This is a genomic window from Aquimarina agarivorans (genome assembly GCF_000218485.1).
Taxonomy (GTDB): Bacteria; Bacteroidota; Bacteroidia; order Flavobacteriales; family Flavobacteriaceae; genus Aquimarina; species Aquimarina agarivorans.
In genome coordinates this window covers 12480-39313 of sequence record NZ_AFPB01000131.1, presented here as the reverse complement: position 1 = coordinate 39313, position 26834 = coordinate 12480, and the positions used below count along the sequence as shown (strand labels likewise).

The 26834-nt window shown below is 32.9% G+C and carries 15 protein-coding genes and 1 pseudogene; 12 read left to right on the top strand and 4 right to left on the bottom strand.

The annotated features are described in order from the left end of the window. Positions 1 to 249: 249 nt before the first annotated feature. The 4 genes from GMC_RS0107020 (at position 250) to GMC_RS0107005 (ending at position 2772) form a co-directional block, all read left to right on the top strand. A complete protein-coding gene (locus GMC_RS0107020; RefSeq protein WP_010521469.1) occupies positions 250 to 759 on the top strand; it encodes a hypothetical protein in 510 nt (169 codons plus the stop codon). A 4-nt stretch (positions 760 to 763) separates the two neighbouring features. Further along, positions 764 to 1399, top strand: coding sequence for a hypothetical protein (locus GMC_RS19385; protein ID WP_010521468.1), 636 nt, complete (start codon positions 764 to 766; stop codon positions 1397 to 1399). Between the two features lie 500 nt (positions 1400 to 1899). Further along, positions 1900 to 2334: an RICIN domain-containing protein gene (locus GMC_RS0107010; RefSeq protein WP_010521467.1), complete on the top strand. Its 435-nt coding sequence runs from the start codon at positions 1900 to 1902 to the stop codon at positions 2332 to 2334. A gap of 27 nt (positions 2335 to 2361) precedes the next feature. Next, positions 2362 to 2772: a hypothetical protein gene (locus tag GMC_RS0107005; protein WP_010521466.1), complete on the top strand. Its 411-nt coding sequence runs from the start codon at positions 2362 to 2364 to the stop codon at positions 2770 to 2772. 105 nt (positions 2773 to 2877) lie between these two features. Here GMC_RS0107005 and GMC_RS0107000 read toward each other — a convergent pair whose 3' ends face one another. Together GMC_RS0107000 and GMC_RS19380 are read right to left on the bottom strand one after the other, a co-directional pair. Further along, on the bottom strand, positions 2878 to 3900 hold the full coding sequence (locus tag GMC_RS0107000) for a cytochrome d ubiquinol oxidase subunit II (RefSeq protein ID WP_010521465.1): 1023 nt from the start codon (positions 3898 to 3900) through the stop codon (positions 2878 to 2880). Positions 3901 to 3918: 18 nt separating this feature from the next. Next, a pseudogene (locus GMC_RS19380) lies at positions 3919 to 5147 on the bottom strand (cytochrome ubiquinol oxidase subunit I). A gap of 748 nt (positions 5148 to 5895) precedes the next feature. Here GMC_RS19380 and GMC_RS21180 point away from each other — a divergent pair. The 3 genes from GMC_RS21180 (at position 5896) to GMC_RS20605 (ending at position 15232) form a co-directional block, all read left to right on the top strand. Next, on the top strand, positions 5896 to 8664 hold the full coding sequence (locus tag GMC_RS21180) for an Ig-like domain-containing protein (protein WP_010521464.1): 2769 nt from the start codon (positions 5896 to 5898) through the stop codon (positions 8662 to 8664). Between the two features lie 226 nt (positions 8665 to 8890). After that, entirely contained in the window at positions 8891 to 11266 is a 2376-nt protein-coding gene (locus tag GMC_RS0106985; RefSeq protein ID WP_010521463.1) for a cell surface protein, read from the top strand. Between the two features lie 465 nt (positions 11267 to 11731). Further along, positions 11732 to 15232, top strand: a complete 3501-nt coding sequence (locus tag GMC_RS20605) for a PQQ-dependent sugar dehydrogenase (protein WP_010521462.1) — start codon at positions 11732 to 11734, stop codon at positions 15230 to 15232. A gap of 62 nt (positions 15233 to 15294) precedes the next feature. Here the strand turns inward: GMC_RS20605 and GMC_RS0106975 are convergent, their stop codons facing one another. Then, positions 15295 to 17580 carry a glycoside hydrolase family 3 N-terminal domain-containing protein gene (locus tag GMC_RS0106975; protein ID WP_010521461.1) on the bottom strand — a complete coding sequence of 762 codons (2286 nt, stop codon included), beginning with the start codon at positions 17578 to 17580 and terminating at the stop codon, positions 15295 to 15297. 141 nt (positions 17581 to 17721) lie between these two features. Beyond that, positions 17722 to 18609: an ATP-binding cassette domain-containing protein gene (locus tag GMC_RS0106970; protein WP_010521460.1), complete on the bottom strand. Its 888-nt coding sequence runs from the start codon at positions 18607 to 18609 to the stop codon at positions 17722 to 17724. Between the two features lie 295 nt (positions 18610 to 18904). On the opposite strand from GMC_RS0106970, the gene GMC_RS0106965 reads away from it, so the two are divergent. From GMC_RS0106965 to GMC_RS0106945, 5 genes are all read left to right on the top strand, one after another. Continuing rightward, positions 18905 to 19735 carry a prephenate dehydratase gene (locus tag GMC_RS0106965; protein ID WP_010521459.1) on the top strand — a complete coding sequence of 277 codons (831 nt, stop codon included), beginning with the start codon at positions 18905 to 18907 and terminating at the stop codon, positions 19733 to 19735. After that, positions 19732 to 20892, top strand: a complete 1161-nt coding sequence (locus GMC_RS0106960) for a pyridoxal phosphate-dependent aminotransferase (RefSeq protein WP_010521458.1) — start codon at positions 19732 to 19734, stop codon at positions 20890 to 20892. Before GMC_RS0106965 ends, GMC_RS0106960 begins: the two co-directional genes overlap by 4 nt. Before the next feature lie 102 nt (positions 20893 to 20994). Then, on the top strand, positions 20995 to 21843 hold the full coding sequence (locus tag GMC_RS0106955; protein ID WP_010521457.1) for a prephenate dehydrogenase: 849 nt from the start codon (positions 20995 to 20997) through the stop codon (positions 21841 to 21843). Positions 21844 to 22030: 187 nt separating this feature from the next. Then, positions 22031 to 23107 (top strand): bifunctional 3-deoxy-7-phosphoheptulonate synthase/chorismate mutase type II, encoded by a 1077-nt coding sequence (locus tag GMC_RS0106950; protein ID WP_010521456.1) that lies wholly within the window; start codon positions 22031 to 22033, stop codon positions 23105 to 23107. 324 nt (positions 23108 to 23431) lie between these two features. Beyond that, positions 23432 to 26311 (top strand): T9SS type A sorting domain-containing protein, encoded by a 2880-nt coding sequence (locus tag GMC_RS0106945; RefSeq protein ID WP_010521455.1) that lies wholly within the window; start codon positions 23432 to 23434, stop codon positions 26309 to 26311. Positions 26312 to 26834 lie beyond the last annotated feature (523 nt).

Genomic DNA, 26834 nt, shown 5'->3' with positions numbered 1-26834 from the left:
GTTAATAGTTTTGATAATAATAGTAAACATGTTTTTGAAATTGAAAAAACGGATAATATTATGGATTACTCCCATCAGGTAGGTATTAACAGAGTAAGTACTTGGAAATGGCAATGGGTAACTATTTACCCTCAGGTTACTAAAGAATAAATTATGAAACTATTAATTATAATATTATTAATATTTGTGTGTTTTTCTTGTAAAAGTCAAGTAAACAATCAGAATAACACAAAACAAAATAATGTAACAATGACTACAGAAAAATTTGATATAAAAACATTTGAAAAAAACAAAATAGATGGGGAGTATAATTTTGTATTAGATGATGGAACAAAAATAAGACAATCAAGTAGTAAAGTAGATTATTCAGAATATATTACTCCACCTCCTCCTGAGTTATATCATACTTACAATGAATACTTTAAAAATGGTAATTTAAAAAGTAATCTAATAAGTTTTCCTAATGATTTTTCAAAGAATTATAAAGAATTTGATATAAATGGAAAATTAATTGAGGAAATCAATTATGATAAGCCTTTTAAATCTTCTTTTAAACAGTTATTAGAATTAATAAAAAATGAAAAAGATTCAATTGATATTTTTGATAAAAATACACTAATAACGCGGGGTATTCTAGACGAAGGACCTATATGGGAAATTACATATAGAAAAGTTTTTATGCGTAGAGAAGTAATTAAAGTAGATGGAATTACCGGAGCAATTTTAGAACGTAGCCATTATCCGCATTTAGACAATTAAGAAGATGTTCAAAGGCTTTTTTTTCGTAGTATTTTTGTTGTGCAATGGTTTGGTGCTTACCAGTCAAAACATTACCCATAAAAAGCAGCTAAAAAAGCAGGAGCGTACCACACAAAATGACACCACGCGAACCACAGAAAAATTTGATATAGTAACTTTCGAAAAAAATAAAATTAATACTGAATACAATTTTGTTTTAGATGATGGAACTAAAGTGAGACAAGTTGAAGGGGAAAATGATTATTCCGTTTACGAATACCCAGCACCACCCGAATTATTTATGACTTTCAAAAGGTTTTATAAGAGCAATAAAAATTTAGAGCAACATGTGATTAGGTTTCCTAATAGATTTTTAAAAAAAAGATTAGAATATGATAAAGAAGGAAAATTAGTCGAAGCAGTTGATTATGACAAACCCTTTAAATTTTCTTTTGAACAATTATTAGAATTAATCAAAAAAGAAAAAGATATCATTGATCTGCTAGGTAAAAATACAACTATAGGTAGAGAGAGTGGCGAAAACGGAACTAATTGGTACGTAACTTACAAAAAAGTATCCATGCGCCGAGAAGTGATAAAGGTAGATGGTATTACAGGAGAAATTTTAGAACGCAGTCATTACTCACATTTAGATAATTAAAGAGATGTTCAAAGGCTTTTTTTCATAGCATTTTTGTTGTGCAATGGTTTGGTGCTTACCAGTCAAAGTATTACTTATAAAAAGCCCACACTGGAGCGAGCGTTCCGCTCGTGAACCTAAGCAAAGAGAGTAAAAGAAAGAAGTGACAAATGTGATAAAAGTTGTTTCAGTGTTAGTAATTTATCCAATTGATTATTAATATAGTAGTGCTGTAAATTATGGAATTGATGACTATATTATTTTAAAAATTGATTTGAATTGGCTTTCAAGGTCACGAGCGAAACGCACGCGCCAGCAAGGGGCAAGCTATTTTGACGGTATTTTTCGAAATTGTTTTCAATGTAAACACGTTAATTTTTTGTTTGTGTTAATTTCCAGTATAATCTCACTACTAAGACGATAGTATAAAATTATTATTTATATAAATTAGATAAAATTTTATAATAAAAGAAAAGTGTGTTTTTGTAAAATCATAAAAATTTACTTTTAAAATTAGTATTATGAAAACAACATTTAACTCAAAAAACTTAAAATTAGGTTTACTTCAATTTTTATTTATTTCAATTGCTTTTGGTTTTAATGCAAATAGTCAAAATCGAATTAACATTAATTCACAATTCAATTTATCAAACGTTGCCAATGGAGAATTAGTCTCATTGGAATTTACCTCAAGAGGTTCATTTGGTTGCTGTGGCACACAAACAGTTTTTATGCCTATAATAGCAGATGGAGGGCGTTTAGAAGCTGAGACAGCTACAGATATTCGTACGAACTCGACAATTTTAAGAGATTTTCAGAAATGGAAATTTGTATCTTTAGGAAATAACATTTATCAAATTATCAATGTAAGATTGGGTAGAGCTATTGATGTACAAAATAATAATGCGTTGCCATCACAACAACAGCCAAATAGATCGGATATTGGTCAACGATAGAGAGCAGTAAATTTATCAAACAATCAAGTGCGTTTTGTAAGTGTACTTTCAGGAAAGGCATTGTCATTTGATAATAATGGTATTTTAGTACAAAGAGAAGTAAGAAATAGAAATAGAAGACAACTTTGGACTATTAGATCAGTAGAACCATCGCCTGTTGGTGATCCAACAGAAATTCAGGAAAATTTAATTATTGCACCTAATCCTGCATCTTCGTCGACTACTTTATTTATTTCTAGTAATGTTGATGATCCTAATGCAACTTATCAAATAAATGAAAGAGGATTTATTAGATTAGGAAGAGTGCCTATTAATATTAAACGAGGGCAAAATGAAATTCGGATTGACGTAAGTAGGGTAAACACAGGTGTACATAGAATTGATATATTTATTAATGGGAGACGTCGATTGCTTGAAAATTTAGTTATAAATAGGTAACTAATAGTAATTTCAATACTGATAAAGTTGCAAAAGTTTTAAAAGGCTGATGTAAATAGTTTTTACATTAGCCTTTTTTATGTAATAATTGTAAATCAAAAAATACTAGCGCTCTAAAATTTTAATCATTTTAAATGATTTTAATAAATGAAACAACCCTGGTAAAATGATAGCACCACCTATGATTAATGAAATACCAAGTACCTTTATGACACTATTGGGAGCTATTTGGTGGAGTATATTTATTGATCCAGTTGTTGTAAAAATCATATTCGGAAATATGGGAACTAGGGCAGCAGTAAGAATAAGTAATACTTGAATTCCTGCAAAAAAACGACTAAAAACTCGACGCTCATTTTTTATACTTATCCAAAGGGGATACAATAAAAGTCCTGATAAAATGATAGCAGTTATGGTTATAGAGTTGTTTAAAAAATTGCGCGTAAATGGTACGCCATCATAAAATCCGTAGCAAATGGTAACAAAGCCGACAAGGACCACAATAATGGTTGCCACGATCGCTTTTTTCACATATATTTTACGGTTTTTACTTTCAGCCTCGCCAATTAAAAGTACTGATGATAAAAAGGCACAAAGTGCAGTAAAAAATAGCCCAGTGAGTATGGAAAAGCCATTGAGCCAAGAGTCTATGTAAAGTGACTTGAATGATAATTGCGGAGTGGTTTCGTTTACCATAATTATATTTCCACTTAGTAGTGAGCCAAAAGTTATCCCCAGAAAAATAGGGGTTATTAAACTTGAAATTTTGAACATCCAATCATACATGAGTTGTGATTTGTCCTGATAAGCATCATAATGCCTAAATACAAAAGCCACACCCCTTAAGGTTATGCCCAAAAGCATTAAGGTGAGCGGTACATGGAGTGATATCATTAAAATATAGTAATACGCAGGAAAACCAACCCATAAAATAACGATCATAATGATGATCCAAATATGGTTGGCTTCCCAAACAGGACCCATTACTCGATATACCGTTTTTTTTGTAATGGCTTGATTTTCCTTTGATGAGAATAATTCCAAAATTCCCGCTCCAAAATCAGCCCCAGCAAGTAGCACATAGAGTAATAGCGAAAAAGCTAAAAAAAATAAAACAACATAAATCATGTGGTACTCGTTTTTAATTTAATATTTTGAAGCATTTAATGCTTTTATTTGTCTATTCATTAACCAGGTAACTGCAATTGTGAGTGTCGAGTATACTAATACATACATATAAAAACTATAAACAATTCCTGGTACTGGGGTTACCGCATCCTTAGTTTTCATAATTCCATGAATAATCCAAGGTTGTCGTCCTACTTCGGTAACAATCCAACCGGCCTCCAACGCAATAAAACCCATAGGCGCCATAACGCTAAATAATAACCAAAAATAAGGCTTAGAAAACCATTCTTTTTTTCGCGAAAGCGTAATAAAAAATAAAACACCTGCAAAAAGTAACATAGTTCCCAAACCTACCATAGTTTGAAATGCATAATGAACAATTGCTACATTAGGGCGTTCATTTTCAGGAAAATCATTTAAACCCTTAACTTCTGCATCAAAATCACCAAAAGCTAAAAAGGATAAGGCTTTTGGAATTGCAATTTTGTAATTGACTTCCTGCTTTTCATTATCAACAATACCACCGATGTAAAGTGGAGCCCCATTTTCCGTATGGTAATGCGCTTCCATAGCAGCTAGTTTAGCAGGTTGTCTTTTGGCAATATCTTTAGCAGAAATGTCACCACTAATAGGTTGCAAAATTGCAGCTACAGCTCCAAAGCTTAAAGCAATTTTAAATGCTTTTTTATGTAATTCAATATTCCGTTTTTTAAAATTTGATAGGCATGTATGCCCGCGACAGCAAACCCAGTGGCTGTAAAAGCAGCTAACGTCATATGTAAAGCTTGGGTAAACCAAGCTGGATTGAGTAATGCCTTAATTGGATCAATATTTAAAAATTCGCCATTGATATAATCAAAGCCTGAAGGCGCATTCATCCAGCCATTAGCAGCTACCACAAGTATGCCTGAAGCTACCCCAGAAACTCCGACGATTACCCCAGTAAACCAATGAAATTTTTCGTTAATTTTTCCCCAACCATACAAGTAAAAACCCAAGGCTACTGCTTCAACAAAAAAAGCAGCACCTTCAAGCGAAAAAGGCATTCCTATTATTGGACCAGCGTGTTTCATAAACTCTGGCCAAAGTAAGCCTAATTCAAAAGAAAGCGCGGTACCAGAAACCGCTCCAGTTACAAAAAAAATGGCCACTCCTTTTTGCCATGACTTTGTTAGTTTTAAATAAATTGGGTTGCGCGTATTAAGCCACTTTTTGTGAGAAACAATCATAAAAAAAGGCATAACCATTCCAATGCAAGCAAATACAATATGAAAGATTAATGTAAAGGCCATTTGAAGTCTAGCAGCATCTATATTTTCCATAAAAATTCGCTTTAATATCGTAATAACAAAGATACGCCAGCGGTCAATTTTTTGAGCTGTTTTTAGCGGAATTTTGAATTCAAAAAGTGATAATAAAAAGTTAAAAACGAGTTGTAATTTATTGTGATTTTAGCATATGAATTCGGTTAAAGTTTAGTGTTTTAAAATCAAATGATGTATACTAAGAATGAGTGGATCAATAACTTTTGTGCTCAATACAATTAATTTTTTGTCTGGAAGCGCTTTAAAAAGGTGAAAATATAAATTTTTTGTTTCGATGAAAAGCGATTTTAATTTATCATGGTCTAAAGCTATTGCAATAATGAAAAATTAAATTACGCCTTTCAATTACGAATAAGTATTGAAAAGTTTTAAGTTTAAAAATTACTTTTCAACTAGTGTTGGGTGCATTTTATATTAAATATAAGCAACATATAGGTTGTTTTTCAAGTTATATTGCTCAAAATAATTACTGTTTAATTTGTAGAAACAGCAGTCCATTTAATTGTAATAGAATTAGTACAACATTAAAATTGTAGTAAGAAGAAGTTTATTCTAATTTGCAGCATTATTGATCTTATTGTATTTAGGTAATTTTTTTAACAAATCCTTGCTCAAGGATCTTAATCAATTAGAATAACGTAATAAACTAATCGCTCAAAAAACTAGAATTATGAAACTTACTACAATGAACTTTTTATTGTTGCTTTTTTTTTCAATTTATATTGGTGCTAATAAATTTTATGCGCAAACAATAACTGAAAAAATTTCAACGGAGAAAAAACAACACCTTATAGCCATTAAATCGCTGCCTAGTGATTTACCCAATAACGTAGTTATTCCGATAACCTACGCTGGTGAATCATTATCTCTAGTATTAGAGAAAACAACAGTTTTTGGTAAAAATACAAAGTGCTTGGTGGACGATGGTAAAGGAAATATGGTACAAGTACCTATGAATACAGAATGTACTTATTTAGGTAGGGTTGCCGAAAATGAAAAATACAGTGTAAGCGCTGTACTAACAAAAGGGGGGCTTGTAGCAAATATTTTTAGACCCGGGCAATCTACATTAGAGATTTATCCTAATGATAAAAATAAAACACTGCACCATTTGACTGAAGTTACAGAGGCTTACAGGTGTACTTCAAGTTGTAATTCTTCCGATAGTCATGTTAGTGGTGGTATTAACTTTGAGAGCAATACAAATAGTTCAGATTTGCAAGGCGCGGAACCTTCCTTAGGGGCGATAACTACTAATTTGTACATGCCTAAATCGGTAGCCATGCCGACTAGAGCAACCAGGAGGCCTACAAATAGAATGGAAGTTAGGGAATTTGAGATAGGTGTAGAAATTGGTTCGAGATCATTTTTTTCAAATACGGCTTACAAAGGGAATTTGTCCGCAGCTCAGGCATCAGCACAATCCATTATTGGAAATTTAAATTTGAGATTTTTAAGATCAGCGGGTGTTCGTTTTAAGCTAGGAACAGTTATTATCCGTACTGCCGTAAATACTGATCCGTTGCGAAACAGCGTAACTAGTACAGGGGGCGCTGACAATTCTACTGAAAGTCTGCGAGCTTTTGGAGACTATTGGAATAATAATCCAAACGTGGTGGGTAACACACATGATCTAGCGGTTTATCACGTTGCTGCACGTCCTTCAGGTTTGGCTTGGTTAAATGGGGTTGGTAATACCAGAAATAGATACGCAACAATGGGCGGAAATGGCCCTACCAGTTGGGCTAATGGAACAGCAGCTCATGAAGTTGGGCATTCATTTGGATTACGACACGTGAATGATGCTAATTTTTTCTTTGAAGATAAACCCCGTAATAGATCAGGTTCTAATAGTAGAGGTGGTGAGCAATCATTTATTAGTATTATGGACGGTAGAGGAAGACATAATATTAGCCGAATGGCAACAAATGAAGCAAGAGTAGTTATGGCTACTAAAAATAGATTGAGATCATCCGCACCAGTAATAAACAATCCACCTGCAATTAATCCTTTTGGTGTTTATGATGAAGTTGAAATTCCAACGGGACAATCATCTATCATTATCGATGTTATAGCAAATGACTACGATATGAACAATGACGTATTGGATGTACGCATTTTGGATAGAGTAAGTTCAAAAGGAGGAAACATAAGTATTTCAAATGGGACAGGACCAGGGGGAAGAAATCAAATAAGATATACGCCTCCATCAAATAATTTTTCGGGTAGGGATTTTTTCCACTATACAGTTTTTGACACTTCAGGAAAAACAGATTTTGGAGCGGTTTATGTAACTCAAACCAGAGGCTTTTCTCCAAATGATAATGAAGCTACTTTTGATTTTGGAACTGCAACTTCTCCTGTTTTTAATAATGCAATTCGAGTATCAAATACTACTAATAATCCAAACTACAGGTGGACTAATAGGTCAGGCTTAGGTTCAAGAGACCGAGGAGGAGCTTCAAATGTTAATGCTTTGAATAGGGATTTTGTTCAATCTTCGCAAAATCGAACTTTTGAAATAAATGTTCGCAATGGTGTTTGGGAAGTATTACTAACTTTTGGTGATAGAGACTTTGCTCATGATGATATTGTAGTAAAGGCAGAAGGGCGAACCAGAGTGAATAATTTTGACGCTACTAAAGGAAGGTTTGAAAATAGAAGATTTGATGTGGAAGTGAAAGATGGTAAATTAACCTTAGAATTTTCGGATAACGGTGGAAATGATCCCAATTGGATAGTAAATAGATTACGTATAAAAAGACTTCGTGATTTGCCAAATTCAAACAATAATACAAATAGAGCTCCTATTGGCTCAGTAATCAGTTTACGAGGAAACAACAATAAATATGTAAGTAGTGAAAACGGAGCAAAACCCATGAATTGTAACAGAAATAGCGTAGGAGTTTGGGAAAGATTTACCGTTGTTGATGCTGGCGGCGGAAAAATAGCACTTAAAGGGAATAACGGGAAATATGTAAGTAGTGAAAATGGTATAAGCTCAATGACGTGTAATAGGGATAGGATAGGAAATTGGGAAAAATTTACTTGGGGAACAAATCGCGGAGGAGTTACTTTAAAAGGGAATAATAATAAATTTGTAAGTAGCGAAAGTGGTCGAAGCCCAATGAATTGTAACCGAGATAATGCTAATTTATTTGAGCGATTTAATGTTGCCGTGGTTTCAGGAAGAAAATTACTCGAAGATTCTGGACTTGAAAACAGCAGTATTATTTACCCAAATCCAACTGCGAATATAGCTACTGTAGAAGGTCTTACTATTGGCGATATAATCACCATAACTGATGTTTCCAGAAAAACAATAGCGGAAATTACAGCAAGTAGTACTACTGAGCAGTTAGATTTAACAAACGTATCAAAAGGAATTTATCTAGTTAAAATTAACAATAATAAAACTTTTAAAATTGTAAAAGAATAGTATTTACAATTATAAAATTTTATAAAAACGCAAGCTAAAAATTTTCAGCTTGCGTTTTTTATTTTGAGCTCTCATGACTTTTTAAATTGATAGTACCCGCCAATTTTAAAGACAATTTTATTTATTAGTAAATTAGCTTTATAAGTTTTACTTAACTTAAACTAGTTGTAATCTATCACAGGAAAGAGTGTTATATTTATAATTGGATAAGCAGTATTTTAGCATTATGAAACATTTGAACGATGATATTGAATCTCCATTTATTTTAAAAATAAGCTTTAATACCTATTTAAAAAAGTACGAAGCGTTAACTACAAGTACAAATAAGTTTTTAGCAGAAAAGGCAAAACGTATTTTAGACATTCAAGCGCATCACCCTATTTTGAGAGATGGTTTTAGCGATGTTTCCTTGTTGGATAAATACAAAGATGAAATCAAATTTATTTTGCAAGACGCTTTTAGCGAAATTTTAACTTCAAATGAAATAAAAACAGCCTCGGTTCCTTTTTATAATTACACGTTTAATCCTTCAGAACGGTTTAAAAATATATTAGAAGTAGCAGGAAATGATTATGAATTAACAATAGAAAATATACCAGAGAACGACCAGTACATTATTGCTTGTACGGTCATACTAAATTTTTGTTATGGATTTGACGTAAATATCAAGCGTCCTTTTTTCTATAAAATACCTGATGCCAATGGCATAATGCGCTACTATAAAATTTTGTACAATGCGGATTTTATGGAGATTATTCTTACAGAAAAAGCCATACCAATATCGCAAAATGATTTTGACCAATTATTGGATAATTTTGATAATATCGCATTATGGAAAACAAAATTTCCTGAAAACAGCTATTTATTTAAAGGCTTTGTCATTTCCAATATCTTTGATGTTACTGATGATCAGTCTATTTCTAATATAAAATCAAAGCTAATTGGTAAGGATAAAAGAAAAGACGGTAATTTTATAGCTCATTTCGAAGAAATCTTTCAGTCTTTACTCAATATTAAGGATTTAAAAGTAGGTTTCGCTAATTATAATAATGAAAATCATACTTTTGAACAGGTATATGGAACTAAAACAACCAGTTTTCTATTACTTAATTCCGATTATAAAAAGTGTACTACTTGTTTGTGTAATTGGAGTCAAAAACGATTGTTGGAGGATAATAAATTTGTGACTATATCTGATATAGATGAAATGTACTTGAAAACAGAGGGGAAAATTCCTCAGGTAAAAACACTGTATAAGCAACAGATTAAAAGTGCCATTTTAGCCCCTATAGCAAATGATCAAGGTTTATTTGGAGTGTTGGAATTGGTTTCCAGCACACCAAAAGTATTAAACAGCATAATAGCAAATAAACTAATTGATGTTATGCCACATATTGTTGCTGCCGTGCAACATTCAACAGAAGAAGAGGCAAATTTAATTGAAGCAATTATACAAAAAGAATGTACATCCATACATCCAAGTGTGCATTGGAAGTTTAAAAAGGAAGCCAAAAGGTATATCAGAGAACAGCAAAAAGGGAATCAAGTTTCTTTTGGGAAACTAGTTTTTAAAGATGTATATCCATTGTATGGTCAAATAGATTTAAAAGGATCTTCGGAAGTACGCAATTGGGCTACTAGGGAAGATTTGTCAATTCAATTAATCAATGGGAGGACTATTTTAAACGCGGCATTTGAATTAAACCCGCTTCCTATTTATGAGCAGTACTTATTTCAAATAAGTTCCTTTTTAATGGATTTAAAAGAAAACTTTCAAGTAGATAGTGAACAGAAAATAACGGCGTTCTTAAAACAAAAAATCAACATAATTCTTTATCATATAAAGAACTCAAGGGTGTTAGAAACTGACATCGAATCCTATTTTAATAGTATTGATTCTAATTTGCAAGTTTATTACCATCACAGAAAAAATTATGATAATACGGTTACATCAGTAAATAAAAGAATGGCCGCTTTATTAGATGCCAAACAAGTGATTGCTCAAAAAATGTATCCTCATTTTTTTGAACGTCATAAAACTGATGGTGTGGATCACAACATGTACATTGGAGAAGCTATTACTGAAAAGAATAGTTTTAATTTATTTTACTTGTATAACTTAAGGTTATGGCAATTACAAGTTATGTGCGAAATGGAAAACGCTTTTTATAAAATGCAACCCAAATTTACAATAAGTATGGATGTAGCTTCTATGATTTTGGTTTTTAGTACTCCGCTTACAATAAGCTTTCGTACCGACGAAAAACAGTTTGACGTTGATGGTACTTACAACGCTCGTTATGAGGTAGTAAAAAAACGAGTAGATAAGGCGTATATAAAAGGGACAAAGGAACGAATTACTCAAAAGGGTAAAATAACCATAGTGTACTCCCAAAAGGAAGACGAACGAGAATATTTAAAATATATTAAATTTTTACAATCTAAAAATTATTTAGGAGTTGATGTTGAAATTATTGAGTTGGATGATTTGCAGGGTGTTACAGGCTTGAAAGCCATACGGGTTAATGTGCTTTATATGAATTCCAAATCAAAAAAGGGATATTACACTTATGATGATTTAATGAAAATTATAAAAGAATAATTTTTGATTGCTAAGTTAGCAAGTTTCCTTAGGGTATTTCAAATTTTAGTTTGAAGAAGACAAATAATAGCAAATAGAAGATAAAATTAGTAGAAAATTCTAAGGGAGTTCTGATCTGTTACCGTAAGGCCTTTAGGGTGAAAATTTCAAATAAGATATTTAAGAATAAAATCGCCTCCACCTTTAACCAGATTAACCTAACCAGACAATTTTGTTTTTACGAATTACAAACCTTCCAACTTATGACAAATTAAGACTTTGAACCTTTTGTACTAAACGAAAATATTCAAATTATAAATTACCTATCGTTTTTCAATCTACCATTAAATACCCAACAACTGATAACTTCCCTCTGTTATCGAATCGGTAGTAACACAATGTGTAAGATCCTCCTTTCATTAAGGTTTTTTTAACTGATTGCTAATACGAGTATCATTTTTTCTTCGTTTCAAAAAAAATAGTACTATGAAAAAAAGAATATTCAAATTAATGCTCATTTATTTAGGAGCATTTACATTTGCCAACGCTCAAATAACTTATGAGCCAGCATTTCCAAATGTTTCGTTTCAATTTCCAGTAGAGTTTATGCACCCAGGCGATGGAACAGACCGTATGTTTGTTGTACAGCAATCGGGAGAAATAAAAGTGTTCCCTCGCAACCGAAATGTTGCGCAGAGTCAAGTAACTACATTTATTGATTTGTCATCAAAAGTTTCATTTGCTGCTGGTTTGGAGCTAGGTTTGTTAGGTTTGGCATTTCATCCGGACTTTCAAAATAACGGTTACTTTTATACTTATTATACAAGTACAGGAAGTGGTACTAATCCTCGTATGATATTATCTAGGTTTTCAGTTTCTGCAACCAATCCAAATGTTGCAGATTTAAATAGTGAAGAAATTATTTTTCAATTTGATAAAAACCAAAATAATAGTAACCACAATGGAGGTAAAATAGCTTTTGGACCTGATGGGTATTTATACATCTCCATTGGTGATGGTGGTGGAGGGAATGATCCTCAGCGTAATGCACAAAATATTAATAATGTATTTGGTAGCATTTGCCGTATTGATGTAGATGTGGATGGTAGCAATCCATTGGAAAGCAATCCAGTGTTGCCAAACGGAAATTACGAAATACCATCGGATAATCCCTTTTTAGGACAGCCTGGAGCCGACGAAATTTTTGCTTACGGAATTAGAAACACCTGGAAATTTTCATTTGACAGCCCAACGGGTCGTATGTGGGGAGCAGATGTTGGTCAAGGAGCTTTTGAAGAAATAAACCTTATCCAAAACGGTAAAAATTATGGGTGGAATCGTTTTGAGGGCGAATCAGTTTCTAATAATGTAGCTATTTCAGGACCAGTAGAAAATCCAGTACTTTTTTACGATCACTCTCAAAATGATGTTTCCATTACAGGAGGGTACGTGTATAGGGGAAGCGCCATAAAAAGTACTTCACCAGCCATTAACTCTCAATATATTTTTGGAGATTACATTAGCGGTCGTGTTTGGTCAATGGATTATAATAATGCAACGGGCAGAGGTACCCGAACATTTTTGTTTAAAACTAATGGTGAATTTATTTCGTCATTTGGGACAGATATAAATAACGAGTTGTATTTTACAAGTTACGGTACAAACGCCCGAATATTTAAAATTGTCGATGGTGTTTCAGCTACGGTTGGCAACACGCTAAATGGAAGTGGTACATGGGAAGGTTTAGGAGCAGGTATTAATAATGGTACAGTAAATACAGTAGCTACAGCTAGCAACGGTGATGTTTATTATGGCGGAAATTTCAATCAAGTTGGGAATAATGTTACTGCTAATAATATAGCGGTTTACAATCAAGCTACAGGGTGGCGCTCACTAGCAGCAGGAACAAATGGAACGGTTAACGATATTAAAACAGCCGCTAATGGCTCCGTGTACATTGCAGGAGCTTTTACACAGGTAAATGGCGTATCCGCTAAAGGGGTTGCAGTATGGAACGGTGCACAATGGAGTGCCTTAGGTTTAGGAACTGAAATTGAAGGTATAGCGTTTACCTTGGAAATAGATAGTGCGGATCAAGTGTACGTAGGTGGGATTTTTGAAAATTTAAATGGAATTTTGGCTCAAAACATTGCCAAATGGAATGGTACTGCATGGACTACTTTGACAGATAGTACTACCAACGTAGCAGGAACAAATAACGAAATTAGGTCTATGGAAATTGATCCTGTTACAAACGAACTATACATAGGAGGTAATTTTGATACCGCAGGCGCTGTAAACGCAAACCGAATAGCGGTTTGGAATGATGTCACACAACGATGGTCTAGTTTAGGCAATGGAACAAGCGGATTTGTACAAGCCATTGTAGCTACGGATACTGATGTGTTTGCAGGAGGTAATTTCGCTCTTGCGGGAAGTAATATTACCGTAAACAGATTAGCACGTTGGAATAAACAAAACAATACTTGGAATATTGTTGGAAGCGGAGTAGATAATTTAGTTGAAACTTTAGCGCATGATGGCGAAAATCTATACGTTGGAGGTTCGTTCAATTTAGTATCATTCAATAGTGAAAACTTTATTGCTAACGGTATTGCAAAATGGAACACTACGACTGGTTGGCAAACTTTAGGTGAAAATACAGTGGGAGTAAACGGTAGAGTATCACAAATTGAAGTAAATACAACTACCACAGCTAGAGAATTATATATTGCAGGAAATTTTTCAAGTGCTGGAAGTATAGCAGCAAATAAAACGGCTTTTTTTACCAACGAAATTGCAACACCACCACCAACACCAGTAGCGCCAGTACCTGTTACCCCAGTATTGGGAGATGAAATTGTTATTGAGGCTGAAACTTTTGTGGCAACTAATGGTACTTTTAATGATGCAAGCGCTGGTGGACCAGGCTTAGGAGTTAACGCCACATTAATAGGGGTAAATTATGTTAATAGTCAGGATTATGCAGAATATGAAATCAACGTAGGTACCGCAGGAGATTATTCCATTGCCTATTTAATTTCCTCTCCTTCGGATAATGCCGCAATTGAGTTTTCAGTAGTAAATACAGCTGTTTCTGCTAATGATACCGTTATTAATAATGGAAGTTGGGATAACTATCAACCCTTAAATTCTTCATCAATAGTACAATTAAATGCAGGATTACAAACGGTGCGAATTACTGCTTATGGTTCAAATCTTTGGCAATGGAATTTGGATAAGATCACGCTAACTAGTCAAACTACAACAACCCCTGTAGTAGTGACGCCGCCTTTAACTTCAACTACCGCTATTGTTATTGAAGCTGAAGATTTTACTAGTTCCAACGGAACTACTGACGATAGTGTATTTGGAGGTAGTGGTTTAGGTGTATCTATTGCAAATACAAACATTAATTATGTAAATGCAGGGGATTATATCATGTATGATATTAATGCAGCTTCCGCAGGAAATTATAATCTGGAATATTTGATTTCTACGCCATCGGATAATGCTGCAATTCAAATGCTAGTTAATGGAACGTTAGTAGCTACAGATAATGTAATTAATAATGGAAGTTGGGATAATTTTGTCGGTTTGCAGTCTTCTAGTATTATTACGTTAGCAGCAGGGGCTAATACAATTCGTATTAATGCTAGTGGATCTAATTTTTGGCAGTGGAATTTGGATAAAATAACCTTAACTCCAGCAGGTCAAACTGGGGCTAAATCTTTTGATATACTTAATAGCCAAATTGCTACTATTAATGTATATCCTAACCCAACAACGGATCAAATTTATTTCAGTAACAAAATTGATTTATCTAATTATACAGTTAAAATGTATGACACCAAAGGAGTTGAATTTAAGGTGCTTTTGCATGATGATCAATCGATAAACATGTCTGATTTAACTAAAGGAATCTATTTTGTAAGTTTAAAAGACTCAGATAATAGAGAAAGAATAATTAAAGTTATAAAAGATTAGATTATAGGATAAAAACACCCAAACATTATTGTTTGGGTGTTTCTATGAACTAACTCATGTTTTTACTTTAATTCAATAGTTTTAGTCAAAGAATCAATTTTTATAACGAATTCACCAGGTTCCGCTACCCATTTTTCGGCTTCGTTAACAAACATAAAATCTTCAGGATTTAAGTTGAAATTGATTGTTTTGCTTTCACCAGGAGTGAGGTTTATTTTTTGGTAAGCACGTAAGGACTTTACCTCAGGCGTGATACTGGCTACTTTATCAGTTAAATACAATTGAACTACTTCTTTGCCAGCTAATTTTCCTGTGTTTTTTATAGTCACATTTACTGTAATAGTATCGGAATTGCTAAAAGTAGTTTTGTCAACCGTTAAATTAGTGTATTCAAATGTGGTGTATGATAAGCCCGCACCAAACTCATAAAGCGGATTATAGCTTTTCTGGTAGTCGGCATCATCATTTTGTTCCTCGTCACCCAAACTTTCAGTGTATTTACGGTTGTATTTTTGGAGGGAGTTTGTAAAACGCGGGTAGTTGTAAGGGAGTCGACCGCTAGGGTTAACGTCTCCGTAAATAATATCAATAAGTGCTCGGGAACCTTCGCTGCCTGGTAAATAACATTGTATGGTAGCATTCGTTTTAGTTTCAAATGATGTTATGGTACGTGGACGACCTTCATTTAATACCAAAACTATGGGTTTTCCAGTAGCAATTAAAGCCTCAGCTAATTTTTGTTGTGGCTCGGTAATAGCTAAGCCCATAATATCACCAGGGGTTTCAGTGTAATTATGTTCGCCTATACACAAAACAATCACATCAACATTTTCTGCTTTTTTTACGGCTTCTGTAATATCTAATTCTTTAAAAATTTCAACTCCTTGCACATAGTTCACATTTTCTTTTCCTATTTTTTCTTCAAAAGCTTCGAGTATGGTGTATTCGTCTTTTTCATAAGTATCCGCTTTTTCTCCTTGCCAGGTAAATGTCCATCCTCCGTTCAAAAATTTCATGCTGTTTGCAGTGGGGCCCGTAACAAGTATTTTTTTGTTTTTGCTTAAAGGTAAAATGGCTTCCTTGTTTTTAAGTAAGGTGATGGATTCTGCAGCAGCGTTATAGGCTAAAGTTTCATGCTCGGCGGAACCAAACTTATCATATGCTTTAGCTTTAGCCACAAATGGCTGATCAAATAAACCAAGCTCATATTTTAACGATAATATTTTTAAAACGGCATCATCAATTCTACTCATGGGTACTTCGCCGCTTTTAACTAATAAAAGTAAATCAGTATAAAATGTATAATTGTCGGGTACCATACTCATATCAATACCTGCGTTAACAGCCATTTTTACGGCATCTCTATTATTTTTAGCTACTTTATGGCGGGTATGTAGGTAAATAATATCCTGCCAATCCGTTAATACCATACCTTGGAAACCTAATTGTTCCTTTAAAATAGTTGTTAATAGTTTTTTACTGGCATGTACTGGTGTACCGTTAATTTCGCCAGAGCTTATCATTATACTTTTTGCTTTGGCATCAATAGCAGCTTTAAAAATAGGTAAATCAAATTGTTGTAATACCCTGTCAGGGATAATACTTGGAGTCCGGTCACGTCCAGTCACGGTACTTCCATATCCCACAAAATGTTTGATGCATGTAGCAACATTGTATTTGTCACCAACATTATCTCCCTCAAATCCTTTAACCATAGCTACTCCCATAGTTTTTGAAAGGTAAGTATCCTCGCCAAATGATTCCCATAAACGAGACCAAACTGGACTGCGGGGCAAATCTAAATCAGGTGAAAATACCCACGGAATAGATGATGCTCGTGTTTCGTACGCGGAAACCCTTGTACCTTGTTCTACCAGGTCAGTATTCCAAGTTGCAGCCATACCTATTTGTTGCGGAAAAAGTGTGGCACCTGACGTATAGCTTGATCCATGTATGGCGTCAATGCCATAAAGAATAGGTATTTTTTTGTCAGTTTTGTTTGAAATAGCTTCAATTTTAGCCATTAATTTTGCCCAAGATTTAGGACTTACAGCTCCAGTACCAGGGACGTTTAAAATGGAACCAATATTGTATTTTAAAATAGCTTCTTCTAGTTTAACTTCATCTAAAACTCCAGGGCTGGATTCAAATGAAGTAATGGTTAATTGATTCATTTGACCAATTTTTTCTTCTAGCGTAAGCGAAGCAAGTAGTTTTTTAGCTTTTGTAATTGATGATTTTGAAAATACGGGAACAGGTGGTCCAGTAACTTCTGCTTTTAGTGGCGTAGTAATACAGACTAGCATACCTGCAACCCAAGTGGAAAGCATAGCTTTTTTAATATTCATGATAATAAGTTAGTTATGTAACATGAAATATATGAAATTAATAAACTATTAGGCAAAAAAATGTACTATTATTATTTTCAGGTTTTAGTTTAAACTAAAATGATACTTGTATACTAAAAATCTAGTAAATCTTGTGCAAGCTTAATTAGTGGCTTCTTTAAACAAACTTTCAATATTAATTTCTTGCTGTTCCAGTTGTGTGAGTTTTATATTTTGGGAAACAGCAAAATCAAAAATTAATTCAGCACCTTGTTGATTGTTGGAAAAGCTTATTAAGAACTGCTGCTTTTTCAATGGTTTTACGTGTAATAAATTTGGCAACTTTTTCAGCAAATCTAGTGAGGGATACTTATTAAAGCTTACCAAAAAGTTTTGTTGTTTTTTTGAATTATCTATCAATTGGTCGGTAACCAACTTTCCTTTATTTATTACAAGTACCCGATCGCACATGGCTTCCACCTCCTGCATAATGTGAGTGGAAAGTAATACGGTTTTATTTTTTCCTAGATTTTTTATGAGGCTTCTAATTTCCACTAATTGATTAGGATCTAGTCCTGTTGTGGGTTCATCCAATAAAAGTACTTTTGGATCATGTAGCAGGGCACAGGCCAATCCAACACGTTGACGGTACCCTTTGGAAAGTGCTCCGATTTTCTTTTTAGTCTCGTTTTTTAATCCTGTTATTTCAATTACTTCATCAATCCTAGATTTGGAAATCTTGAATAAATTGGCGTTAAAACTTAAATATTCTTTGGGATATTGGTTTAAATACAACGGATTGTGTTCCGGCAAATAACCGATACTTTGTTGCACTTGTTTAATTTGTGTATGAACATTAAAATGATTTACAAAAGCTTCGCCCGAGGTAGGGGATAGGTAGGTGGTGAGTAATTTCATTAAAGTAGATTTACCTGCACCATTTGGACCCAAAAAACCTACTATTTGCGCATTTGGAATATCGAAAGATATATTGTCAAGGGCTTTTTGATCGCCATAGGTTTTTGAAAGGTTGAAAACTTTTATGGACATAAATCGCTTTTTAATACTGCAAAAATAATTTTATATCTAGTAAAATTGCCATAATTTTTTTCTTTTCTAAAAATTAATCGATAAAAAATTTTGCAGTATAAAAAGTTTAAATACATTTGTAACCTAATAAAATGTTAATGTATAATTTATTTTTTTATAATCGATTTTATTTCTTCTTCTTTAATTAGGAGTGGGGTTTCGTATGTAAAAAGTAAATGCTAAATATATAAAATCCCGATTCTTAAAAAGAGTTGGGATTTTTTTATGTAATACTTGCAAATAGTTAATTAGATAGATGAAACAAGTTATAGGAATACAAGGAGTTAAAGGATCATACCATCATGGTGTTGCTTTGACTTATTTTGGAAACGATATTGAAATTAACGAGTGTATGTCTTTTCAAGAGTTGGTTTACAATTTAGAAAATGGCATTTGTAGTGATGCTGTAATGGCAATTGAAAATTCAATAGCAGGTTCCATAATTCCTAATTACGCCTATATTGATGAGCATAATTTGACTATTAGTGGGGAGTTTTATTTACCTATTCATCATTGCTTAATGGCTTTGGAAGGACAAAATGTATCGGAAATACATGAGGTTTATTCCCATCCTATGGCACTTTTGCAGTGTAAAGATTTTTTTAGAGCGCACCCGCACATTAAATTAATTGAAGATGTTGATACCGCTGAGGTTGCCAAGCGTATTACCGATGGCCAAATAAAAGGGGTTGCCGCTATTGCGGGAAAAACAGCTGCAGACATTTATAAATTGGAAATACTTGCTGAAGATATTCAAACGATAAAAACAAATAGCACTCGTTTTTTTATTTTAAATACCAGAAATGATTCAGGAGTAAAAAAAGACGAAATCAACAAAGCATCGCTAAAATTTGTGCTGGATCACAAACGAGGTAGTTTGGCAGCAGTATTGAATGTGTTGAGTGATTGCCGAATGAATTTAACAAAAATACAGTCGTTACCTGTTATTGATAAACCTTGGAAATATGCATTTTTTGTTGATGTTACGTTTGAAAGTATAATCAATTACGAAAAGGCTACTTCAATACTAGAAATTATGGCTACTGAATTTAAAATACTTGGTGAGTATAAAAATCAAAAAGTATGAGTATAGTAACAGCAAAACGTTTGGAAACGGTTGAGGAATACTATTTTTCTAAAAAATTAAGAGAAGTACGCACTTTAGCTTTACAGGGGAAGCCTATTATTAATATGGCTATAGGTAGTCCTGATTTGGAGCCACCAGCAACAGTAATTAAAGCAATTACTGAAGCTGTTTTGGTTAACGGCGCACATAAATACCAAAGCTACCAGGGCTTACCACAATTGCGTAAAGCGATTGTTGATTTTTATGAGCAGCATTATGGAGTGTCCTTAAATATGGAAACCGAGGTGTTGCCTTTAATGGGGTCAAAGGAAGGGATTATGCATATTTCCATGGCATATTTAAATGAAGGAGATGCTGTATTAATTCCTAATCCTGGATATCCAACATATACGTCTGTTAGTAAATTATTAGGGGCTACACCAATGTTTTATAATTTGTCCGCAACTAATAATTGGCAGCCCGATTTAGAAGCTTTAGAAAAAGAAGATTTAAGTAAGGTTAAAATTATGTGGATCAATTATCCGCATATGCCTACAGGAGCATCAGGATCAAAGGAAATGTTTAAAAATTTAATTGCTTTTGCAAAAAAGCATCAAATTTTATTGGTTAATGATAATCCGTATAGCTTTGTCCTAAATCCAAATCCAATAAGTATTTTAAGTATTCCTGGGGCAAAAGAGGTAGTTATTGAGTTAAACTCATTAAGTAAAACCTTTAATATGGCAGGTTGGCGTGTAGGTATGGTGCTAGGGCATGCTACTAAAATTGAAGCTATTCTTAAAGTAAAAAGCAATATGGATAGCGGCATGTTTCAAGGATTGCAAAAAGGAGCAATTGCAGCGTTGGAGTGTGGCACGGATTGGTTTAATAAAATGAATACTATTTACGTGAAGCGTAGAAAGTTGATTTGGAAATTAGCCACTATGTTAGGATGCTCGTATGATAAAAATGCTACAGGCATGTTTGTATGGTCCAAGTTGCCAGCCAGTATTTCGGATGCCGAAGCATTTATTGATCGCATTTTATATGAAAAATCCATATTTATAACGCCAGGTACTATTTTTGGAAGTCAAGGTAAAGGATACATACGTTTTTCGTTGTGTATTGATGAAAAAGCTATAGAAAAAGCTATTGAGCGTTTAAATGGATTTGTTTAGCCAATAAAAAGCTTAAAATAGTTAAATTAAAGTAAATATTAAATTAAGCTAATTGCTTAGCGCTTAAAGCTAATGGCAATTCGCGTTAAGCGAATCAGATTAATGAAAGTTTTTGTAATAGGAGTAGGGTTAATAGGAGGTTCATTAGTAACGGATATAAAAGTTGCATATAAAGACGCTATTATTTACGGTATTGATACTAATACTGAAAATCTGGAAACAGCAATTTCATTAGGCTTTGTTGATAAAAGTGCTACATTTGCAAACTTAAATGAGGCTGATGTAGTAATTATAGCTATACCAGTAGATTTAGCGCAAACGTTGTTGCCTAAAGTGTTGGATGCAGTAACTGATAAATGCTTAGTTTTTGATGTAGGTTCTACTAAAGAAAAATTGTGTAATCAGGTATTACATCATGCAAACAGAGCTTGTTATTTAGCAGCGCATCCAATTGCAGGAACCGAATTTTCAGGTCCAAACGCTGCGCTATCAAATTTATTTAGGGGTAAGGCAAATATTATTTGTGAAGTTGAAAAAACAGGACAAGAACAAGTAGCATTTGCGTTGGATATTTTTAATCGTTTAGGAATGCGTATTCGTTATATGGATGCAGCATCGCATGATAAACATATTGCTTACGTATCGCATTTGTCTCACGTAAGTTCGTTTATGTTGGGAAAAACGGTTATTGATAAGGAAAAAAATGAGCGAGATATTTTTGATATGGCGGGTAGTGGATTTGCATCTACTGTTCGTTTAGCTAAAAGTTCACCAACAATGTGGACACCTATTTTTAAACAAAATAAGGAAAATGTAATAGGAGCATTACAGGAATATATTGATAATTTAACAGCGTTTAAAGCCTTAATGGAAGCTGGTAATGATGAGGATATTTTTAATGAAATGAAAGATACCAACAGAATTAAAACAATTTTACAGGGTATTGAATGATTTTAATGAATAGATAAAAAAGAAGCATAAAGCATAAGATAAAAGAAGAAAGATTATAGACGGGTTAGTTTATGAGTTTTATTGAAATATATAGTAAGTCTATTATCTATATTCGAATTTCTTTTTTCTTACATAATTAAATACAAATAAGAATAAAAAGTGTCTAGCGACACACAACTCATTTACAATGGAAAACAAAAAGGAACTTAGAAATTGGTTAGATGCCTACAAGTTAGATCACCCTTTAGTAATTGCGGGACCTTGTAGTGCAGAAACAGAGGATCAGGTAGTTAAAATTGCACATCAATTAAAGGATTCAGATGCATCGGTATTACGTGCTGGAATTTGGAAACCTCGTACCCGCCCAGGAAACTTTGAAGGGGTAGGAGCTTTAGGTTTAAAGTGGTTACAAACAGCTAAAAAAGAAACGGGAATGCTAACTGCAACTGAGGTTGCAAATCCGCACCACGTGGAATTGGCATTGGAACATGATGTAGATATTTTATGGATTGGTGCTCGTAGTACTGTTTCTCCTTTTATTGTTCAGGACATTGCTGAGGCTTGTAGAGGAATCAAAAATCCCGTATTGGTTAAAAATCCAATTAATCCAGATCTTGCATTGTGGTTAGGAGCGGTAGAGCGTTTTTATACATGTGACGTTCAAAATTTGGGGGTAATCCACCGTGGATTTTCAACTTACGAAAAAACAAAATATAGAAACATTCCTGAATGGCAAATTCCTATTGATTTACAAGCTAAATTTCCAGATTTACCAATTATATTAGATCCATCGCATATTGCAGGACGTAGAGATATTATTCAGGATTTGTGTCAAACAGGTTTAGATTTAAACTTTGACGGAATGATCATTGAAACGCATTACGATCCAGATAATGCTTGGAGTGATGCAAAACAACAAATTACTCCTGAAACACTAGTTCAAATCATGAAAGATTTGAAAGTACGTAGCGAAGGTGGTACAGAAGCGTATGAAAATGCATTGAATGAGTTAAGAGCACGTATCGATATTTCTGACGAAACAATATTACAGCAGTTAGCTAAGCGTATGTCAATTTCTGATGAAATTGGGAAGGTCAAAGCGGCAAACAACGTTCAAATATTACAAAATGATCGTTGGAATGCTATTAAAAATAAAATGATTAACGACGGTAGTCAAGTAGGTTTAAGTGAAGAATTTATTGAAAAAGTATATTCGGCAATTCACCAAGAATCAATTAGTCACCAACACAATATAGCTAAGTAACTTAGTAGTTAACTTATTTGTATTAAAGGCCATTTGGAAATTTTCTGAATGGCCTTTTTTTGTACGATTCTGTAAGAAAAAAAAGATTAGATATTCTTTTGTCTAAAATATTGTATTTCTATCTAAATAAAGGTGTAGTAAGCAATTTACTATATCAGATTTGCGTTTTGTTTTCTAATAAATGTCGAAATAATTATGTGTTGGGATATTTAGAATGTAGACAAGGAATATGTCATTTTCTTAAATTTTTAATAGATATATAAATTTTGTTTTGGTATTTATTTAGGGGCTTTTTTGAACACAAATTCTAATAACATTAAAATTATGAAAAAATTACTCTTAATAGTAGTAGTTTTACACTCTTACTTTTCTTCTTTTTCACAAGATTTAGAAGCAACTGCTAAAAATAAGATTAAGGAACTTAATATATTAATAAATCAAGCAGATTCTCAAGGAATTGATACTCGAAAAGAAAAAATGTGTATTCGTGTAGCTGAAGTATACTTATTTTATGCTAATTGGGATGAAAAAAACGTTAACGAAGTTGAAGCAGATTTTGAAGCACAATTGCCTATAATTCCTTTAAAAAAAACAGCTAACCAATTTGCAAAGGAATTACCAGATTATGAACGTAATGAAGTCATAATTATGTTAGATGAACGAATAGCAGTGCTAGAAGATTTAATTAATAATAAAGGTAAAAGGGCTGAGACTACAACTATTATATGGGATCAATTAGATATTAGTGGAAACCGTATTGTTCAAAATGGAAAACCAGTTTTTGGGAATGATTGGACTTTTAAACCTAAAAAAGCTGATAACCTAGATTTAACAACATACTTTGGTAATTTAGGAGGCTATTATTATGATCTACATTTTTTAGAAGAAAAGCCAAATGGAAGCATTGAAATCAATACAGCTCAAAAAAATGCCATAAAAAATTTAAATACGGGTAATTTTGGTTCTCCTTTTTTAGGCGGGAATAGACTAGCTCCTTTTATTACGCAAAAATACCCCGATATTACAGACGGACATGCTGCATTTACAGGTTATGATATTGATCACCCCCAAACAAAACCCTTATTGAAAGCTTTATTTGAAGGCTATGTGTCTGAATTTAAAGGGAAAAATATGAGTAAATTAGGATATTTATTGGCAAATGAACCTCATTGGAATACTGCAGGAAGTTGGGATCTTGTTGAAATAACAAAATATACACATGCTAAATTTGTAACCTGGTTGCAAAAAAAACATGGGAATATTGCAACTTTAAATAATTTATGGAATACATCATTTGTTAATTTTAATGATGCTTCCAATAGTATTTCAACACCTGTACCATCAAACATTCAAGGGGATCCAAAGTGGTATGATTTTATGCGCTTTAATCAAGAAAGAGTGAACGAGTATTTTAAGTTTATGAATGATGAGATTAAACGACTAGATAATGAAGCTAAAACACATATTAAATTAATACCATTTCAATGGAGTAATGATGATAGGAGTAGTGGTTTAGATTTTGAATCATTAATGGAAATGTCTGATGTGATAGGACATGATGCTCATATGGATGGTTCACGAAGATTTGGAGAAAAACCATGGCAAAAACTATATAAGCTTGATTGGGTACATTTAACCATGGCTTATGATTTTTTTCATTCAATAAAGCCTAATGCCATAAATTATAATTCGGAAGCCCACATGTTATATAACGTACGTTTTCGCGAAGCTTTCTTAAGGCCAGAATATGCAAGAGCTTCCCAATGGTTAGCTACGATGCATGGGTTAGATATGACAACAAATTGGGTATGGACAAGGAGAGAAGATGGTTCGTACAGGAACGGAACAAGAAATGCATCTACGGTGGGGCAGCAACCAAGAGTGTTATTTGAGTTACATTCGACTATGATGGATATAAATAGTTACGGACAGGAAATTACTGATTTACAGGAAGTAGAAAGTCCAATACGTATTTTTTATTCGGAAACATCGGCTATAAACAAGCCCAATCATATGACTAATTTGAAAGGTTTTTATGAAAGTCTTTATTTTGAAGGACATCGATTGGGGTTTGTGACTAAAAATATTATTGAAAAACAAAACCAAAAGAACTGGGAGTTTATTGTAGTAAAGGATTCCGAATTTGTGCTAGAAAGCGAATTAGATGCTTTACAAGATTATTTGAATAATGGGGGGACTATTTTACTAGATAATGTGAGTCTTAAAAAAAATGAATATGGACAAAATCATTCTAAATCAATTAGAGCAGGAGCTGGAACTATTATTCCTATAAGTTCGGCAAATGTAAAACAGTTAATATTAACACAAGCAGAATCAAAAGGCTTTAAGCCTTTAATAAAAGTTACAGAAATAAATAAGCAAGCAGTAAATTTTAAGGGAGTAGCACAACATTCCGTGCGAACAACAACTGGTAAAAATGTGATATCATTAGTTAATTTAGGTGTAACAACAGCTACATTAAATTTAGCAATGAACGGAATTGAAGGTGATGATTTAGTTATTTATGATTTATTAAAAGGAATAACGATTAAAAATGGTTTCGAATTAGAGCCAGAAAATGTTCTTTTTTTAGAGGTAAGTAATTCCAACCCTGAAAGTCTTGAATTAAATGTTGCTACAAAATGTATTAAACCTTCGGGAGAGGGAAGTGTAAAGTTAGACTATAAAACTAATACAATGAGAGATATCAATATTGATATTCAAGATTTATCGGATTTTAAAATTGTTGGTAAGGCTAAACAAACAGTAAATGGAGAGGATAGTATAGTAATTAATTTTGATGCTAAAGAAATTTTACGTGTAGGTGAGGAGTACCGATTAAATATATATATGACAGAAGAGGGGAAAGGTTTTGCATCGACAGTCGCTGATATTAAAAATGGAATAAGAGTTACTGTAGAATCAGATTGTGAAAATACATTGAGCACTAACGATTTTGAATTAGTTATTGGAAAAGTTAACATTTATCCAAACCCTTTTATAGATGTGCTAAGTATTGATGTGCCTGAAAAAAAATTAACATATCAAATTTTTGATTTGAAAGGTCAAGGTTTTGATGAAGGAGTATTAAATGAAAAACAAACAAAAGTGAATCTGGAAAACTTAGCTTCTGGGGTTTATTTTGTAGCGTTAAAACAAAAAGAGACGTCACTTGAAAAAGTAGTTAAAATTGTAAAATTGTAACTGAAAATAATATTAGATTACATTCATAAGAGTATTATAAGCATAAAAAGAGCTTATTAATAAGCTCTTTTTATCTTAAAACATTTATTTAATTATAAGAGTACAATCAAGCTACAGTAAATAACTTGTTTTAATGATTTCTGAAATAGTAGGAATAAGTGCCATGTATGGTATAAAATACATGGCACTCTTATGTGATTAAGCTAGTGCTATTTTATGCGATTAACGAAAATATACTTCGCATATATTTCGTTTCTTTTTTATAATTCACGCGTTAAAAAATGAAACAATAACTATAAGGCTATTTATTATTTTTTTGTCTTTGACTAATAAAAAATAATTCAACATATTTATACAAAATAATTATCCGAAAATTGTATAACCTAGAATATGGAATAAAAATCTATTCAGTTTCAAAATTTATGCAAAATCAAAGGTTTCTTTGAGCTTTTTAATTAATAATAATGAAGTCTATGTTAAAATTAACAAATCATTTTATTGATAATGTAACAATCATAACTAA

Coding starts and splice junctions, on each gene's coding strand:
- GMC_RS0107020 (WP_010521469.1), top strand. CDS start 250: ATGACTACAGAAAAATTTGATATAAAAACATTTGAAAAAAACAAAATA.
- GMC_RS19385 (WP_010521468.1), top strand. CDS start 764: ATGTTCAAAGGCTTTTTTTTCGTAGTATTTTTGTTGTGCAATGGTTTG.
- GMC_RS0107010 (WP_010521467.1), top strand. CDS start 1,900: ATGAAAACAACATTTAACTCAAAAAACTTAAAATTAGGTTTACTTCAA.
- GMC_RS0107000 (WP_010521465.1), bottom strand. CDS start 3,900: ATGATTTATGTTGTTTTATTTTTTTTAGCTTTTTCGCTATTACTCTAT.
- GMC_RS21180 (WP_010521464.1), top strand. CDS start 5,896: ATGAAACTTACTACAATGAACTTTTTATTGTTGCTTTTTTTTTCAATT.
- GMC_RS0106985 (WP_010521463.1), top strand. CDS start 8,891: ATGAAACATTTGAACGATGATATTGAATCTCCATTTATTTTAAAAATA.
- GMC_RS20605 (WP_010521462.1), top strand. CDS start 11,732: ATGAAAAAAAGAATATTCAAATTAATGCTCATTTATTTAGGAGCATTT.
- GMC_RS0106975 (WP_010521461.1), bottom strand. CDS start 17,580: ATGAATATTAAAAAAGCTATGCTTTCCACTTGGGTTGCAGGTATGCTA.
- GMC_RS0106970 (WP_010521460.1), bottom strand. CDS start 18,609: ATGTCCATAAAAGTTTTCAACCTTTCAAAAACCTATGGCGATCAAAAA.
- GMC_RS0106965 (WP_010521459.1), top strand. CDS start 18,905: ATGAAACAAGTTATAGGAATACAAGGAGTTAAAGGATCATACCATCAT.
- GMC_RS0106960 (WP_010521458.1), top strand. CDS start 19,732: ATGAGTATAGTAACAGCAAAACGTTTGGAAACGGTTGAGGAATACTAT.
- GMC_RS0106955 (WP_010521457.1), top strand. CDS start 20,995: ATGAAAGTTTTTGTAATAGGAGTAGGGTTAATAGGAGGTTCATTAGTA.
- GMC_RS0106950 (WP_010521456.1), top strand. CDS start 22,031: ATGGAAAACAAAAAGGAACTTAGAAATTGGTTAGATGCCTACAAGTTA.
- GMC_RS0106945 (WP_010521455.1), top strand. CDS start 23,432: ATGAAAAAATTACTCTTAATAGTAGTAGTTTTACACTCTTACTTTTCT.